The organism is Stenotrophomonas sp. 22692 (assembly GCF_052045015.1).
GTDB lineage: Bacteria > Pseudomonadota > Gammaproteobacteria > Xanthomonadales > Xanthomonadaceae > Stenotrophomonas > Stenotrophomonas geniculata.
Map to the genome: position 1 here is coordinate 81,236 of NZ_JBQEMR010000012.1, position 14,006 is coordinate 95,241.

Below are 14,006 nucleotides of genomic sequence, written 5' to 3' on the forward strand. Positions count from 1 at the left end.
GATGCGCGCGCCCCCCGGCCGATGAGCGCCGCATGTCCCTGGATTTCCCGACCATTACCGTGCTTGGCTTCCTGCTCTGCATCGGCATTGCCGTGGGGTTCTCATTGCTGCTGGTGGTGCTGCGCGGGCAACCGGTGCTGCGCCTGTGGACCGCCAGCCTGTGGCTGCTGACCCTGGGTGTGACCCTGCTGGCGCTGCGACCCTACCTGCCGTTGGCGCCGGCCATACTGGCCGGGAATGGGGCGATGGCCGGCTGCGCGGTGCTGATGCTGCGCGGCGTGGCGCTGCATCTGGAACAGCCGCTGCCGCTGTGGCGTCCATTGTTGATGGCGGCCGCCTTCATGGCCTGCATCTTCGCCTTCCTGGTGCTGTGGCCGGACCTGGGCGTGCGCCTGCAGGTGTTCAGTATGTTCACGCTGCTGGTCGATGGCTGGATCGCGTGGCTGCTGCTGCGGCATGCCCCCGTGCAGCAGCGCACCAGCTGCCGTCTGGCGGCGGCGGTGTTCCTGGCCGAGGCGGCCCTGTACGCGGTGCGCCTGTTCCTGCCGGTGGCACCCGATGCCGGCGAGGACATCATGCGCACCGGTACACCGATGTTCGTCACCTACCTTGCCGGCGTGATGCTGGAACTGGCGCGGTGCTTTGCGATGGTGCTGCTGCTGGTCGAGCGTATGCTGGTCGATCTGCGGCGTGCGGCGCGCACCGATGGGCTGACCGGGCTGCTCAACCGCAGCGCGGTGCTGGCCGATGGACAGGCACAGTTGCAGCGGATGCGTCGGCAGGGCCGGCCACTGGCCCTGTTGCTGGTCGACGTCGATCACTTCAAGCAGATCAACGACCGCTGGGGTCATCTGGCCGGAGACCAGGTACTGTGCCACTTCGCTGCGCTGCTGCAGCACGGTTTGCAGGGCCACGACACGCTGCTGGGCCGCTACGGTGGCGAGGAGTTCGTGCTGGTGCTGGCCGGCAGCACGCAGGGTGAAGCGATGGCGGGGGCTGCGGCGATGCGTACCGCTCTGCAGCAGAAGCCGGCGAGGCTGACCACCGGGCCGGTGACGGTCACCGCCAGCATCGGCCTGGCCATGGACGACGGCCACGGCGACCTGTCCACGCTGCTGGCAGCGGCAGACGCGGCGCTGTACCGGGCCAAGGCCGCCGGCCGCGATCGCCTGGCCTGCGCCACGCCGGCGGAGATTTCGCGTCTGCCCATCGCCGACGACGCCGTGCCCGTGTAAGTTGAGTCACATCTTCCGCGGCAGCCCGTCGTGGTTGCCAGGAACGTCCTCCAGGGGAAACGAGCACGATGCAAAGACACCACCTCGCGCTGGCCGCAGCGTTGGCCAGCCTGATGCTTGCCGGTTGCAGCCAGTCACCGTCACCCGGCGCCGAAGGCGCCAGCGATGCACCCAGCCGCCGCTTCGGCAGCATCGATTTCCAGCCCTGCACGCTGTCCACCGAAGGCGCCAGCGCCAACGTGGAAGCGCAGTGCGCCACCCTGCAGGTGCCTGAGGACCGGGCCCGGCCCGATGGTCGACGCGTCGGCCTGCGCATCGCCTGGCTGGAATCGGGCGATGGCGGCAGCAGCCAGCCCGATCCGGTGTTCTTCCTGGCCGGTGGTCCTGGCCAGGCAGCCAGCGAGGTGGCCGTCATTGTCGATACCGCCCTGCGCCAGGTGCGCAAGCAGCGCGACATCTTCCTCGTCGACCAGCGCGGTACCGGCGGCTCCAACCCGCTCAACTGCCGTGGCGCGGATGGCAAGGAACTGGCCATGGACGAGGATGCCGCACCCACTGAAGCGTCGCTGCGCGATTACGCCGAGCGCTGCGCCGCTTCGCTGCGGGGGCGGGCCGATGCGCGCTTCTACACCACCACCGAGGCCATTGCTGATCTGGATGCGGTGCGTCAGGCGCTGGGCGTCGAGCGTATCAACCTGGTCGGCGGCTCCTACGGTACGCGCGTGGCCCAGCGCTATGCAGGTGCCTATCCACAGCACACGCGCAGCATCGTCATCGATGGCGTAGTGCCGAATGAGCTGGTGGTGGGCGGTGATTTCGCCACGACGTTCGAGGATGCGATCGCCCTGCAATCGGCGCAGTGCCGCAAGGATGCCGCCTGCAGCAAGCGCTTCCCGACCGACACCCGCGCGCAGCTGCGCAGCGTGGTCGAGACCCTGCGCCGTGCGCCGGTCTCGGTGGAGTATCGCGACCCCGGCACCAACCAGACCCGGCAGGATGTACTGAGTCCGGACAGCGTGATCGGCCTGGCGTTCGCCTTCTCCTATGTGCCGCAGTATTCCTCGCTGCTGCCGCTGGTTCTCGATGAAGCCGCGCATGGCCGCTATGCACCGCTGGCGTCGCTGGCACGTGGTGCGAACCGCAGCATGGATTTCCAGATCAATCGTGGCATGCAGTGGTCGGTGATCTGCAGCGAAGATGCGCCGCGCTACCACGCACCGGCCGAAGATCCCGAGCGCCTGTTCGGCAACGACGTGGCCAGTGCCTTCTTCGCCGCCTGCCCGGCATGGCCGCACCGGCCGGCACCGGCAGGCAATGCCGTGCCGCTGCGCAGTGACGTACCGGCGCTGCTGCTGTCCGGTGAGCTGGACCCGGTGACGCCGCCGCGCTATGCCGAGCAGGTGCTCAAGGGCCTGCCCAATGGCCGCGCGCTGGTCGCCCGCGGCCAGGGCCACGGCACCCTGACCGCCGGCTGCATGCCGCGCCTGCTCGGCCAGTTCATCGACAAGACCGATGCCAAGGCGCTGGATGCCGGCTGCCTGGACACGCTGAGCTACGTGCCGGCGTTCACCTCGTTCAACGGATGGGAACCATGATCGTCGCCGACAACCTGCACAAGGCTTTCGACACCCGCACGGGCCGCATCCAGGCGGTCTCCAACGTCGGCTTCCGCGCCGAGGATGGCCGCATCACCGGCCTGCTTGGCCCCAATGGTGCCGGCAAGACCACCACCATGCGCATGCTGTACACGCTGATGACCCCCGACCAGGGCAGCATCAGCGTCGATGGTGTCGATGCTGCGCGCAATCCGGTGGACGTACGCCGCCACCTTGGCGTGCTGCCCGACGCGCGCGGTGTCTACAAGCGCCTGACCGCGCGCGAGAACATCGCCTACTTCGGCGAACTGCATGGTCTCTCGGCCGAGCGCATCCGCGAGCGCATCGAGGTGCTGTCACATGCACTCGACATGGGCGATATCCTCGACCGCCAGACCGATGGCTTCTCGCAGGGCCAGCGCACCAAGACCGCGATTGCCCGCGCGCTGGTGCACGACCCACGCAACGTCATTCTCGATGAGCCGACCAATGGCCTGGACGTGATGACCACGCGCGCACTGCGCCGCTTCCTGCTGGGTCTGCGCGAAGAGGGCCGCTGCGTGATCCTGTCCAGCCACATCATGCAGGAGGTGGCCGCGCTGTGCGATCACATCGTGATCATTGCCAAGGGCACGGTGATGGCTGCCGGCAGCGCCGATGAACTGCGTGCGCAGGCCGGCGAATCCAACCTGGAAGATGCGTTCGTGAAACTGATCGGCAGCGAAGAGGGCCTGCACGCATGAGCATGATGTCGACCCTGATGACGGTGATGCGCAAGGAACTGCGCGACCTTTCCCGTGATCGCCGCACGCTGCTGCTGACCCTGCTGTTCGGGCCGCTGCTGTACCCGGTGCTGCTGCTGGGCATGGGCAAGCTGGCCGAGAGCCGGGTGCGCACCCAGATTGAACAACCGCTGCAGATTCCGACCATCGGTGCGGACAACGCCCCCAATCTGGTGCGTTTCCTCGCCGCGCAGGGGCTGAACGCCGCGCCGGCACCGAAGGACCTGGCCGAGGCCATCCGCAGCCAGCAGATCGACGTGGCACTGCGCATCAGCGATGACTTCGGCAAGGACTGGGCCGATGGCAAGCCGGCGCTGGTGGAGGTGATCAAGGACAGTACCCGTCGCGCCGCAGAAGTGCCCAGCGCACGCCTGGAGGCGGCACTGGCGACCTACAATGGCCAGATCGGTGCGCTGCGCCTGATGGCGCGTGGCATCGACGCACAGGTCGCGCGGCCGCTGGACGTGGCGCGCCAGGACCTGGCCAGTGCCGAAGCCAAGCGCGGCATGATCCTGTCGATGCTGCTGCCGGTGTTGCTGACGCTGACCTCGTTCATCGGTGGCGCCTACCTGGTGATGGACGCCACCGCCGGCGAGCGCGAACGGCAGTCGCTGGAACCACTGCTGGCCACGCCGGGCTCGCGCAGCGCGATCGTCAGCGGCAAGATCGCCGCCGCCTGCGTGGTCGGCTTCGTGTCGCTGCTGCTGACTCTGGTCGCGTTCAAGGTGAGCGCGCAGATCGCGCCCGGCAACATCGGCCGCCAGTTCAACATGAATGTCGGTTCGATGCTGCAGATGCTGCTGGTGATGTTGCCGATGCTGATGATCGGCACCTCGCTGCTGACCTTCCTGTCGGCCGCAGCCAAGAGCATGAAGGAGGCGCAGAGCCACATGACCTGGCTGATGCTGCTGCCGATGATGCCCGGTTACGCGCTGGTGGCCTATCCGTTGAAGAGCGAGCTGTGGCAGTACGCCGTGCCGTTCCTGTCGCAGAACCAGATGCTGCTGAAGGTGATCCGCCACGAGCCGATCACGCCGGCAGTCTGGGCCATCTACCTGGGCGCCAGCCTCGGCCTGGCCGCACTGCTGTGGTTCGCCGCGGTGCGGCGCTACCACAATGAGCGTCTGGCGATCTCCGGCTAAGTGCGGGTGGTAGCGCCGGGCCATGCCCGGCGGATCTGAAACGAGGCCCGGTCATTCCGGGCCTCGTTGATTTCAGGACTGCGTTGCCTGCCAAATGGCGAAACGCTGGGCAATCACCGGTGCCAGTCGATCGAAGTTCTCCCAGGTATCGGCGACGTGGTACAAATCCGGGACATTGGCGCCCAGCTGTCCCTCATAGTCGTCCAGGTACTGGCCATTCTCGAGGTCGTAGTACGCAGCGGTGAACGTGTTGGCTTCATCACTGATCAGATCGTCGACGAATTTGCCGTCGCTGCACTCCAGCAGGAACAGGCCTGGCGTCGTTCTGCGTTCCAGCAGCGCCTGCAGGTCTTCTTCTGCGTCCTCGGCGAGCTCTTCGCTTGCCATGCCCTGTAGCAGCAGCCATGCCAGGTACATACCGATGTGAGTGGCACCGGCCTCTGCAGGAAGATCCGAAGGGAAGTCACCCCCGGAATGCCAGCTGGCGTCGTCGTACTTCATCTGTTGCGCTCCTGAAATCAGCAAGCAGCTTAGGTCGCAAGGAAGGCTAGAGGGAGTGCTGGATACGTCAGTCCTCCCCGTACCGCGCAGGCGTCACTCCCATCTCGCGCTTGAACACGGCGATGAACGCACTGGGCGTGTCGTAGCCCATCGACAGCGCGACGCTGATCACCGGTTCGCCCGCCAGCAGGCGTGGCAGCGACAGCAGCACGCGCAGGCGCTGCCGCCACTGGCTCAAGGTCATGCCTGTTTCGGCCTGCCAACGGCGGGCAAGGCTGCGGCCGGACAGGCCGCTGCTGGCGGCCCAGTCCTCGATGCTGCGGCCGTCTTCGGGTGCGCGCGCCAGTGCGGCGGCGATCTTCTGCAGTCGCCGGTCACGCGGTTGTGCCAGGGCAAGCGGCAGAGGCGTGCTGGCGGCGATCTCATCGGCGATCACACCGACCAGTCGTGCCTGCGCAGCATCCAGTGGCTGGTGGGGCCATCGCAGCGCACGTGTTGTCGCCGCCCGCAGCAGTGCATTGGGCTGGAAAATGCGCGGTGTGGCGGGCAGGCCCAGGCAGGCCTCGGCGTTGAAGTACAGGCTCCAGCCATCGAACCCGTCTGCGCTCAGCAGCGCGTGGGGCAGCAAGGGCGGTATCCAGGCGACGTGACCTGCGGGCAGCAGCCAGTGCAGGTCGTCGGCGGCGATCCGCAGCAGCCCCTGGTGTGCACCCAGCAGCTGCCCACGGGCATGCCGGTGGCGCGCTGTGCGACGCATACCGCGTTGGCGCAGCCCGGCCGCCAGCACCACCGGTCCGTCGGCGGTATCGGCCAACGTGGGGTCGAGTAATCCGGTGGTTGTCTGATCTGCCATATCAATTGGCAGTTATACGGCAGAAACGTCGCGTCCGCGTCCCGACACTGGAGCCTACTTCAACGGAGCGCTTCCCCATGCAGCCACAGGACATTCTTCCCGACCATCAGAACGACGTGCAGGTGAACGGCGTCACCGTGCGCAAGGGCAGCGTAGGTGCTTTCCTGGCCAGCGTTCGTGACTGGCAGGATCCGTCCAGCGATCCCGCCTTCCGCGCCACTGCCGAAGCTGACCTGCGTGCGTTGCTGCCGGGCCTGCATGCGCTGGGCCTGTTCCAGGTGCTGGTCGCGCGCGATCCTGCCCTGCAGCACCTGATTGATGGCGCGGCCTGAAACGGACAAGGCCCGGACGGACCGGGCCTTGGCGTCATGGAGGCGGCAGAAACGACTTGATCCCCTCCGTCCCCTTTTCTGCGGTCAGCCGCCCGGCGCGAACACCAGGGTGCGGCGGGTGGTGACCGGCGCGTTGACCGGCTCGAAGCGCCAGCGCTTGACCGCGTTCAGGGCTTCGCGGTCGAAGGTCCGTCCGGACGTTGCGCGCAGCACGCGGGCGCTGACCACTGAGCCGTCGGTGCCCACGGTGATCTCCACCAGTACTTCCCCCGACGTTCCCGAACGCAGGGCTTCGGCCGGATAGCGCGGCGCTGGCGTACTGACCGGGCGCAGGGTGGGAGCTGCGGCGGCGGCTGCCTGGCGCGCGGCGCTGGCCTGCTGGGCGGCGGCCTGCTGCTGCTTCTGTTCGGCATCGCGACGGGCCGCGGCCTGGCGCTCGGCCTCCTGGCGCTCGTTGTCGCGGCGTGCGGCATCCTGCTGCGCGGCGATCTGCTTGGCCGCGTCGGCTTCCTTGGTGCGCTGTTCGGCCAGGCGCTGCTGTTCGATCTGCTGCTTGCTGCGGTCCTCGGCGTCCTTCTTTGCCTTCTCGGCTTCGGTCTCGGTGCGCTTGGCGGCGTTTTCCACGCCCTTGGCCAGGCCTTCCTTCAGGCGCGGAAGTGCGGGGGCGGAGGCATCCACCTTCTCGATCAGTGCCACCAGGCGCTGCGCCTCGGTGTAGTCCTCGCGGCCCAGGTGCTGCTCGGCGGCGATCAGGGTGTAGGGCAGCAGATCGGTCAGCGCGCTCTTCACCGAGGCGTCGTCCGGCGTCTTGTCACGCAGGGCGAGGTAGTACTCGATGGCGTTGTCGCCGGCCGGTGCATACATGCGGTTCTCGCGCAACGCCTGGCTGGCCGACTCACGCAGCTGCTCGGTACCCATCGACTGCACCTTGGCAGCGACCACCGGTGCGGCGGGTGCAGCAGCGGCAGGCGCCGTGGCGGCAGCAGGCGCTGCGGATTCTTCCTTGCCCGAGCAGGCGGCCAGTGCCAGTGCCAGGGCAACCGGCAGCCACCGGCGCGCGGCGGTGATCGTTGAGACGTGCGACATCCTGCTCCCCTCTAGAAGACGACGTGACGTAAATCATTGATACGCATGGCCGGGACCTGGGGTCCGGGCGCGGCAGGGTGACGTTTCCCGACGCCACCGCCGGCAACGGCGAGGGTGCAATCTAGCATCCCGGCCACCGCCGCGTACAAGGGGTGGTGGCCGGGACGGGCAACGGCGTCATGCCGCTGCTGGCAACGACCTCAGTGGTCGTGCGACTTGTCGTGGGACTTGCTGTGGCTGTTGGACATCAGCTTGTCGGTCCAGGCGATGCCGATCGCCGACAGGATGAACACGCAGTGGATGATGGTCTGCCACAGCACGCCTTCCTGGGTCATGGTCGTGCAGGTATCGACGCCAGCGTTGTAGAAGCTGGTCGAAGCCGACGACACTGCAGCGGCCCATTGTTCCGGTTTGCACAGCGGCAGTCCCTTCAGCGCGCTGGTGGCGATGAAGGTCTTCAGCAGGTGGATCGAGGAGATGCCGATGATCGCCATCGCCAGCTTCACTTTCAGCACGCTGGCGTTGACGTGGCTCAGCCATTCCGGCTGGTCCGGGTGGCCTTCCAGGCGCAGGCGCGAGACGAAGGTCTCGTAGCCGCCGACGATCACCATCACCAGCAGGTTGGAGATCATCACCACGTCGATCAGGCCCAGCACGATCAGCATGATTTGCTGTTCGCCCATCGAGACCGAGTGGGACAGCAGGTGCCAGAGTTCCTTGCCGAACAGGAACACGTAGACGCACTGGGCAAGGATCAGGCCCAGGTACAGCGGCAGCTGCAGCCAGCGCGAGGCGAAGATCAGCGAGGACAACGGGGACAGGGGGCGAGGACTGTGGCTCATGCAGGACAGTGCGTTTCGGGGGAGCCGCGAGGTTACCGGCCCGCCATGACGGTGCCAACCCAACTCACGCACTAGACTTCAGGTTCCTTTCCGCACCCCGAGCCGCCGCCATGATCGACCTGTATTACTGGCCCACCCCGAACGGCCACAAAGTGACCCTGCTGCTGGAAGAAGCCGGCCTGGAGTACCGCATCCACCCGGTCAACATCGGCTCGGGCGACCAGTTCAAGCCGGAATTCCTCGCGATCTCGCCGAACAACAAGATGCCGGCGATTGTCGACCACGCCCCGGCCGATGGCGGCGCCCCGCTGAGCGTGTTCGAGTCCGGCGCGATCCTGCTGTACCTGGCCGAAAAGACCGGCCAGTTCCTGCCCAGCGACCCGCGCGGCCGCGTCACCACCCTGGAATGGCTGTTCTGGCAGATGGCCGGCCTGGGCCCGATGAGCGGCCAGATGGGCCACTTCAACGTGTATGCGCCGGACAAGATCCCGTATGCCATCGAGCGCTACGACAACGAGGTGCGCCGACTGCACGGGGTGATGGACAAGCGCCTGGCCCAGCACGCCTTCCTTGCCGGCGACGCGTACAGCATCGCCGACATGGCCAGCTATCCGTGGATCGGCGCCTACGACAAGCTGCCGGTGGATTTCGCCGCGTTCCCGAACCTCAAGCGCTGGCACGACGCCATCGCCGCACGCCCGGCCACCCAGCGCGCCTATGCCCTGCGCCAGCAGGTGAACCCCAACGCCGGCAAGCCGCTCAGCGACGAAGAGCGCAAGCACCTGTTCGGCCAGCGTTGACCCAGGACGGTGGGTGCCGGCCGTTGGTCGGCACTCGTCAGCATTCCTTATGGGCAAAAGGTCATGCTGCCTTCCTGCACGGGCTTGGTTAGGATGGGGAACGACCGCCCCGTGCTCCGAGCCGGGGTGGACCTGCCGTTTGCCGGGATCCTCCATGCGCCACCTGTTCGCTTCGCTCGCCCTCATGCTCGCCACCACAACCGCCGCCCACGCTGAAAAGCTGACCCTGGAAGCCATCACCGGCCCGTTGCCGTTGTCCGGCCCGACCCTGATGAAGCCGAAGGTGGCGCCGGACGGTTCGCAGGTCAGTTTCCTGCGCGGCAAGGACAGCGACCGCAACCAGCTGGACCTGTGGACCTACGACATCAGCAGCGGCCAGACCCGGCTGCTGGTCGATTCCAAGGTGGTGCTGCCCGGCACCGAAACCCTCAGCGATGAGGAAAAGGCACGCCGCGAACGCCAGCGCATCGCCGCGATGACCGGCATCGTCGATTACCAGTGGTCGCCGGACGCGCAGCGCCTGCTGTTCCCGTTGGGCGGCGAGCTGTACCTGTACGACCTCAAGCAGCAGGGCCAGGCCGCGGTACGCCAGCTGACCCACGGTGAAGGCTTCGCCACCGACGCCAAGCTGTCGCCCAAGGGCGGCTTCGTCAGCTTCATCCGCGGCCGCAACCTGTGGGTGATCGACCTGGCCAGTGGCAAGCAGCTGCAGCTGACCCGTGATGGCAGCACCACCATCGGCAACGGCGTGGCCGAGTTCGTCGCCGATGAGGAGATGGACCGCCACACGGGTTACTGGTGGGCGCCGGATGATTCGGCCATTGCCTTTGCCCGCATCGACGAGGCACCGGTGCCGGTGCAGAAGCGCTACGAGGTCTACGCCGACCGCACCGACGTGATCGAGCAGCGTTATCCGGCCGCCGGCGATGCCAACGTGCGCGTGCAGCTGGGCGTGATCGCACCGGCCGCCGACGCGCAGCCGCGCTGGGTCGACCTCGGCAAGGAACAGGACATCTACCTGGCCCGCGTCGATTGGCGCGATGCGCAGCACCTGAGCTTCCAGCGCCAGTCGCGTGACCAGAGGCAGCTGGACCTGGTGGAAGTGGCGCTCGATTCCAACCGCCAGCGCGTGCTCGCCCACGAGACCAGCCCGACCTGGGTGCCGCTGCACAACAGCCTGCGCTTCCTGGAAGACGGCAGCGTGCTGTGGTCGTCCGAGCGCAGTGGTTTCCAGCACCTGTACCGCATCGACGGCAAGGGCAAGGCCACCGCGCTGACCCACGGCAACTGGCCGGTGGACGAACTGCTGGCGGTCGATGAAAAGGCCGGCAAGGCCTACTTCCGTGCCGGCATCGAGACCTCGCGCGAAAGCCAGATCTACGCGGTGTCGCTGCAGGGCGGCGAGCCGCAGCGCCTGTCGAAGGCACCGGGCATGCACAGCGCCACGTTCGCCCGCAATGCCAGCGTCTACGTTGACAGCTGGTCCAACAGCACTACGCCGCCGCAGATTGAACTGTTCCGCGCCAACGGCGAGAAGATCGCTACGCTGGTGGAGAACGACCTGGCCGATCCCAAGCACCCGTATGCGCGCTACCGCGATGCGCAGCGCCCGGTCGAGTTCGGCACGTTGACCGCGGCCGATGGCAAGACCCCGCTGAACTACAGCCTGATCAAGCCGGCCGGCTTCGATCCGTCCAAGCGCTACCCGGTGGCGGTGTACGTCTACGGCGGCCCGGCCAGCCAGACCGTCACCGACAGCTGGCCCGGCCGTGGCGACCACCTGTTCAACCAGTATCTGGCCCAGCAGGGCTACGTGGTGTTCTCGCTGGACAACCGTGGCACCCCGCGACGTGGCCGTGACTTCGGTGGTGCGCTGTATGGCAAGCAGGGCACGGTGGAAGTGACCGACCAGCTGCGCGGCGTGACCTGGCTGAAGCAGCAACCGTGGGTGGACCCGGCGCGCATCGGCGTGCAGGGCTGGTCCAACGGTGGCTACATGACCCTGATGCTGCTGGCCAAGGCCTCGAACCAGTACGCCTGTGGCGTGGCCGGTGCGCCGGTGACCGACTGGGGCCTGTATGACAGCCATTACACCGAACGCTACATGGATCTGCCGGCGCGCAATGAAGCGGGTTACCGCGAAGCGCGCGTGCTGACCCATATCGACGGCCTGCGCTCGCCGCTGCTGCTGATCCACGGCATGGCCGACGACAACGTGCTGTTCACCAATTCGACCAGCCTGATGAGCGCGTTGCAGAAGCGTGCACAGCCGTTCGAGCTGATGACCTACCCGGGTGCCAAGCATGGCCTGTCCGGCGCCGATGCCCTGCATCGCTACCGCGTGGCCGAAGCCTTCCTGGGACGTTGCCTGAAGCCCTGATCCGCAGCCGGGAAGGAGCCCGCCGATGACCCTGCCACCACCGATTCCCGCCCATCGACAGACGTCCGCCGGTTGGTGGTGCCGCCATTGGCGCTGGGCAATGCCGCTGACGGTGGTGCTGGTGCTGGGCGGCGCAGGTGGCGTGGTGACCTGGAGCGTGCTGCGCTGGAGCGAGGCGGCACGCGAGAGCCCGCCGATGCGCGAAGCGCTGCGTCGCGCGGGCTGCAGCATCGAACTGGTGGAAGCCTTCGGCGAGCCGCTGCATATCGAATCGATGCCGCTGGGCAGCATGCAGACCGCGATCAACGGCCAGCGCGATGTCGGCCTGACCGTTGCGCTGGAAGGACCGCATGCGCACGGGCGGTTGTTCGTGCAGGGCAGCCGTCGCGATGAAGTCTGGGATTACCCGGTGATGTATGTACTGGCCGAAGACAAGCAGACCTTCGATCTGACCGCGCTGGATGACGACGAGGCTGCGGGAGAGTGCGAGTTGCAGGCCTGCCGTGATCGCGGCGAATGCCCGCTGACCGCGGCGTTGTGACCTCCGGCCGATTGTCGCCACCGCGCTGAGCGCGTAGGGTGCGGGCAACCCTGTCCTGGAGTGCACCATGAAGCCGATTGCGTTCGCCGTTGCCCTGGCCCTGACTGCCGCACCGCTGCTGTCCGCACCGCCGGCCCTGGCCGCGCCGGCTGCCAAGGCCACTACTCCGGCCAGCCCGGCCTGGGTTGCCCGCAGCAATGCACTGGCGCAGATCCTGCTTGATGCACAAGGCCCGTTCCAGCCGGAGGAAACCGGCTTCTTCGGCGTTCCCGGCTACGACGACAAGGTCGCAGACCTTGGCCCGGACAACGGCAAGCGCTATCGCGCCGCGATGGCCAAAGCCCGCGATGAACTCAAGGCAAAGCTGGCCACCGAGAAGGATCCCAACGTCCGCCAGGACCTGGAGATCATGATCCACGCCGCCAGCCAGAACATCGAAGGCAGCGAGCTCAACGAGAAATACCTGCTGCCGTGGAGTGATGCGCCGCAGACCGTGTTCAGCGGCCTCAACCTGCTGCTGTCCGACCAGGTGCCGGCCGAGCGCCGGGCCAAGGCGCTTGACCGCCTCAAGGCCTATGCCGGCCTGCAGCCGGGCGGCACCGCGTTCACCACGCTGGCCCGCCAGCGCTACGAAGAACGCCTGAAGGACAGCAGCCTGCTGCAGCCGACCAAGATCGAAGTGCAGCAGTCGCTGGACAACGTCGAGACCTACATCACCGGCATCGAGTCGCTGCTGAAGAAGTACCAGATTGCCGGCGCCGATGAAGCGATGAAGGCGCTGGCCGGGCAGATGAAGGACTACGCCGCCTGGACCCGCAAGGAGGTGCTGCCGAAGGCGCGTACCGACGCGCGCCTGCCGGCACCGTTGTACGCCTACCAGCTCAAGCAGGTCGGTATCGATATCGACCCGAAGCTGCTGATGCAGCGCGCGCAGCTGGAGTTCATGGAAACCCGCTCGGCGATGCAGCAGCTGGCGCCGCTGGTGGTGAAGGACAAGGGCCTGAAGGTGGCCGACCCGAGCGATCCGGTAGCGGTGATCCGCGCACTGAAGGCCGACAAGATCGCCGACGATCACTTGGAAGGCCACTACCGCAAGGTGATCGATGCGATCGATCCGCTGATCCGCGAACACGCCATCGTCGACGTGCCCCAGCGCGCCATGCAGATGCGCCTGGGCTCGGCCGCCGAGAGCGCGGCCAGCCCGGCGCCGCACTTCCTGCCGGCACCGCTGGTCAACAACACCGGGCAGCAGGGCACCTTCGTGCTGCCGCTGGGCAACCCGGCAGCGGGCCCGGGCGCGCAGTACGACGACTTCAACTTCGGTGCGGCGGCATGGACGCTGAGCGCGCATGAAGGCCGCCCCGGTCACGAGCTGCAGTTCACCGCGATGGTCGAGCGTGGCGTGTCGCTGGCACGCACCATGTTCGCGTTCAATTCGGTGAACGTGGAAGGCTGGGCACTGTATGCCGAGGCCGAGATGGTGCCCTACGAACCGCTGGACGGTCAGATGATCGCCCTGCAGTTCCGCCTGCTGCGTGCCGCGCGCGCGATGCTGGACCCGATGCTCAACCTCGGCCTGACCGATCGCGCCAACGGCGAGCGCGTGCTGATGGAGCAGGTCGGCCTGTCCAAGGCGATGGCCACCCAGGAGCTGGACCGCTACATGGTGCGCATGCCGGGCCAGGCCGGCAGCTACTTCTACGGCTACACCCGCATCCTGGAGCTGCGCATGCAGACCGAGCTGGCACTGGGCGCGAAGTTTGACCGCCTGGCGTTCAACAACTTCCTGCTCGACCAAGGCCTGCTGCCGCCGGACCAGCTGGCCGACGCGGTGAACAAGGTGTTCGTGCCGAAGTACCGGCAGAAATAATCGGTAGCGGGGGGGGGGGGGGGGGGGGGGGGGGGGGGGGGGGAGAA

The 14,006-nt window shown here is 67.1% G+C and carries 13 protein-coding genes; 9 read left to right on the forward strand and 4 right to left on the reverse strand.

The window, feature by feature from the left end; all coding sequences use genetic code 11:
• Window positions 1–32 precede the first annotated feature (32 nt).
• The 4 genes from ACTJJM_RS11555 (at window position 33) to ACTJJM_RS11570 (ending at window position 4,754) form a co-directional block, all read left to right on the forward strand.
• The gene (locus tag ACTJJM_RS11555; RefSeq protein WP_440865553.1) at window positions 33–1,235 is read left to right on the forward strand and encodes a GGDEF domain-containing protein; all 1,203 of its coding nucleotides are present in this window, start codon (window positions 33–35) and stop codon (window positions 1,233–1,235) included.
• A 68-nt stretch (window positions 1,236–1,303) separates the two neighbouring features.
• Window positions 1,304–2,830, forward strand: coding sequence for an alpha/beta hydrolase (locus ACTJJM_RS11560; protein WP_440865555.1), 1,527 nt, complete (start codon window positions 1,304–1,306; stop codon window positions 2,828–2,830).
• Window positions 2,827–3,573, forward strand: a complete 747-nt coding sequence (locus tag ACTJJM_RS11565; protein WP_057504146.1) for an ABC transporter ATP-binding protein — start codon at window positions 2,827–2,829, stop codon at window positions 3,571–3,573. Before ACTJJM_RS11560 ends, ACTJJM_RS11565 begins: the two co-directional genes overlap by 4 nt.
• Complete coding sequence (locus ACTJJM_RS11570; protein WP_019336744.1) at window positions 3,570–4,754, forward strand: ABC transporter permease; 1,185 nt, start codon at window positions 3,570–3,572, stop codon at window positions 4,752–4,754. The genes ACTJJM_RS11565 and ACTJJM_RS11570 overlap by 4 nt, the downstream gene beginning before the upstream one ends.
• A 72-nt stretch (window positions 4,755–4,826) precedes the next feature.
• Here the strand turns inward: ACTJJM_RS11570 and ACTJJM_RS11575 are convergent, their stop codons facing one another.
• The gene (locus tag ACTJJM_RS11575) at window positions 4,827–5,255 is read right to left on the reverse strand and encodes a DUF7832 domain-containing protein (RefSeq protein ID WP_019336743.1); all 429 of its coding nucleotides are present in this window, start codon (window positions 5,253–5,255) and stop codon (window positions 4,827–4,829) included.
• Between the two features lie 67 nt (window positions 5,256–5,322).
• Window positions 5,323–6,108: an AraC family transcriptional regulator gene (locus ACTJJM_RS11580; protein ID WP_125438241.1), complete on the reverse strand. Its 786-nt coding sequence runs from the start codon at window positions 6,106–6,108 to the stop codon at window positions 5,323–5,325.
• 77 nt (window positions 6,109–6,185) lie between these two features.
• Between ACTJJM_RS11580 and ACTJJM_RS11585 the strand changes: the two genes are divergently transcribed.
• Window positions 6,186–6,440 carry a hypothetical protein gene (locus ACTJJM_RS11585; protein ID WP_010482232.1) on the forward strand — a complete coding sequence of 85 codons (255 nt, stop codon included), beginning with the start codon at window positions 6,186–6,188 and terminating at the stop codon, window positions 6,438–6,440.
• 84 nt (window positions 6,441–6,524) lie between these two features.
• On the opposite strand, the gene ACTJJM_RS11590 is transcribed toward ACTJJM_RS11585, so the two are convergent.
• Both ACTJJM_RS11590 and ACTJJM_RS11595 read right to left on the reverse strand, forming a co-directional pair.
• Window positions 6,525–7,526 carry an energy transducer TonB gene (locus ACTJJM_RS11590; RefSeq protein WP_043399467.1) on the reverse strand — a complete coding sequence of 334 codons (1,002 nt, stop codon included), beginning with the start codon at window positions 7,524–7,526 and terminating at the stop codon, window positions 6,525–6,527.
• Window positions 7,527–7,726: 200 nt separating this feature from the next.
• Window positions 7,727–8,368: a TIGR00645 family protein gene (locus tag ACTJJM_RS11595; protein WP_029379810.1), complete on the reverse strand. Its 642-nt coding sequence runs from the start codon at window positions 8,366–8,368 to the stop codon at window positions 7,727–7,729.
• A gap of 110 nt (window positions 8,369–8,478) precedes the next feature.
• Between ACTJJM_RS11595 and ACTJJM_RS11600 the strand changes: the two genes are divergently transcribed.
• From ACTJJM_RS11600 to ACTJJM_RS11615, 4 genes are all read left to right on the forward strand, one after another.
• On the forward strand, window positions 8,479–9,168 hold the full coding sequence (locus ACTJJM_RS11600; RefSeq protein ID WP_010482229.1) for a glutathione binding-like protein: 690 nt from the start codon (window positions 8,479–8,481) through the stop codon (window positions 9,166–9,168).
• A 154-nt stretch (window positions 9,169–9,322) separates the two neighbouring features.
• A complete protein-coding gene (locus ACTJJM_RS11605; protein WP_071305560.1) occupies window positions 9,323–11,548 on the forward strand; it encodes a S9 family peptidase in 2,226 nt (741 codons plus the stop codon).
• A 25-nt stretch (window positions 11,549–11,573) separates the two neighbouring features.
• On the forward strand, window positions 11,574–12,089 hold the full coding sequence (locus ACTJJM_RS11610; protein ID WP_029379809.1) for a cytochrome c oxidase assembly factor Coa1 family protein: 516 nt from the start codon (window positions 11,574–11,576) through the stop codon (window positions 12,087–12,089).
• A gap of 67 nt (window positions 12,090–12,156) precedes the next feature.
• The gene (locus ACTJJM_RS11615) at window positions 12,157–13,959 is read left to right on the forward strand and encodes a DUF885 domain-containing protein (protein WP_049454109.1); all 1,803 of its coding nucleotides are present in this window, start codon (window positions 12,157–12,159) and stop codon (window positions 13,957–13,959) included.
• Window positions 13,960–14,006 lie beyond the last annotated feature (47 nt).

Excerpts from the sequence above, each read along its gene's own strand:
- ACTJJM_RS11555 (WP_440865553.1), top strand. The coding sequence starts at position 33 with ATGTCCCTGGATTTCCCGACCATTACCGTGCTTGGCTTCCTGCTCTGC.
- ACTJJM_RS11560 (WP_440865555.1), top strand. The coding sequence starts at position 1,304 with ATGCAAAGACACCACCTCGCGCTGGCCGCAGCGTTGGCCAGCCTGATG.
- ACTJJM_RS11565 (WP_057504146.1), top strand. The coding sequence starts at position 2,827 with ATGATCGTCGCCGACAACCTGCACAAGGCTTTCGACACCCGCACGGGC.
- ACTJJM_RS11570 (WP_019336744.1), top strand. The coding sequence starts at position 3,570 with ATGAGCATGATGTCGACCCTGATGACGGTGATGCGCAAGGAACTGCGC.
- ACTJJM_RS11575 (WP_019336743.1), bottom strand. The coding sequence starts at position 5,255 with ATGAAGTACGACGACGCCAGCTGGCATTCCGGGGGTGACTTCCCTTCG.
- ACTJJM_RS11580 (WP_125438241.1), bottom strand. The coding sequence starts at position 6,108 with ATGGCAGATCAGACAACCACCGGATTACTCGACCCCACGTTGGCCGAT.
- ACTJJM_RS11585 (WP_010482232.1), top strand. The coding sequence starts at position 6,186 with ATGCAGCCACAGGACATTCTTCCCGACCATCAGAACGACGTGCAGGTG.
- ACTJJM_RS11590 (WP_043399467.1), bottom strand. The coding sequence starts at position 7,526 with ATGTCGCACGTCTCAACGATCACCGCCGCGCGCCGGTGGCTGCCGGTT.
- ACTJJM_RS11595 (WP_029379810.1), bottom strand. The coding sequence starts at position 8,368 with ATGAGCCACAGTCCTCGCCCCCTGTCCCCGTTGTCCTCGCTGATCTTC.
- ACTJJM_RS11600 (WP_010482229.1), top strand. The coding sequence starts at position 8,479 with ATGATCGACCTGTATTACTGGCCCACCCCGAACGGCCACAAAGTGACC.
- ACTJJM_RS11605 (WP_071305560.1), top strand. The coding sequence starts at position 9,323 with ATGCGCCACCTGTTCGCTTCGCTCGCCCTCATGCTCGCCACCACAACC.
- ACTJJM_RS11610 (WP_029379809.1), top strand. The coding sequence starts at position 11,574 with ATGACCCTGCCACCACCGATTCCCGCCCATCGACAGACGTCCGCCGGT.
- ACTJJM_RS11615 (WP_049454109.1), top strand. The coding sequence starts at position 12,157 with ATGAAGCCGATTGCGTTCGCCGTTGCCCTGGCCCTGACTGCCGCACCG.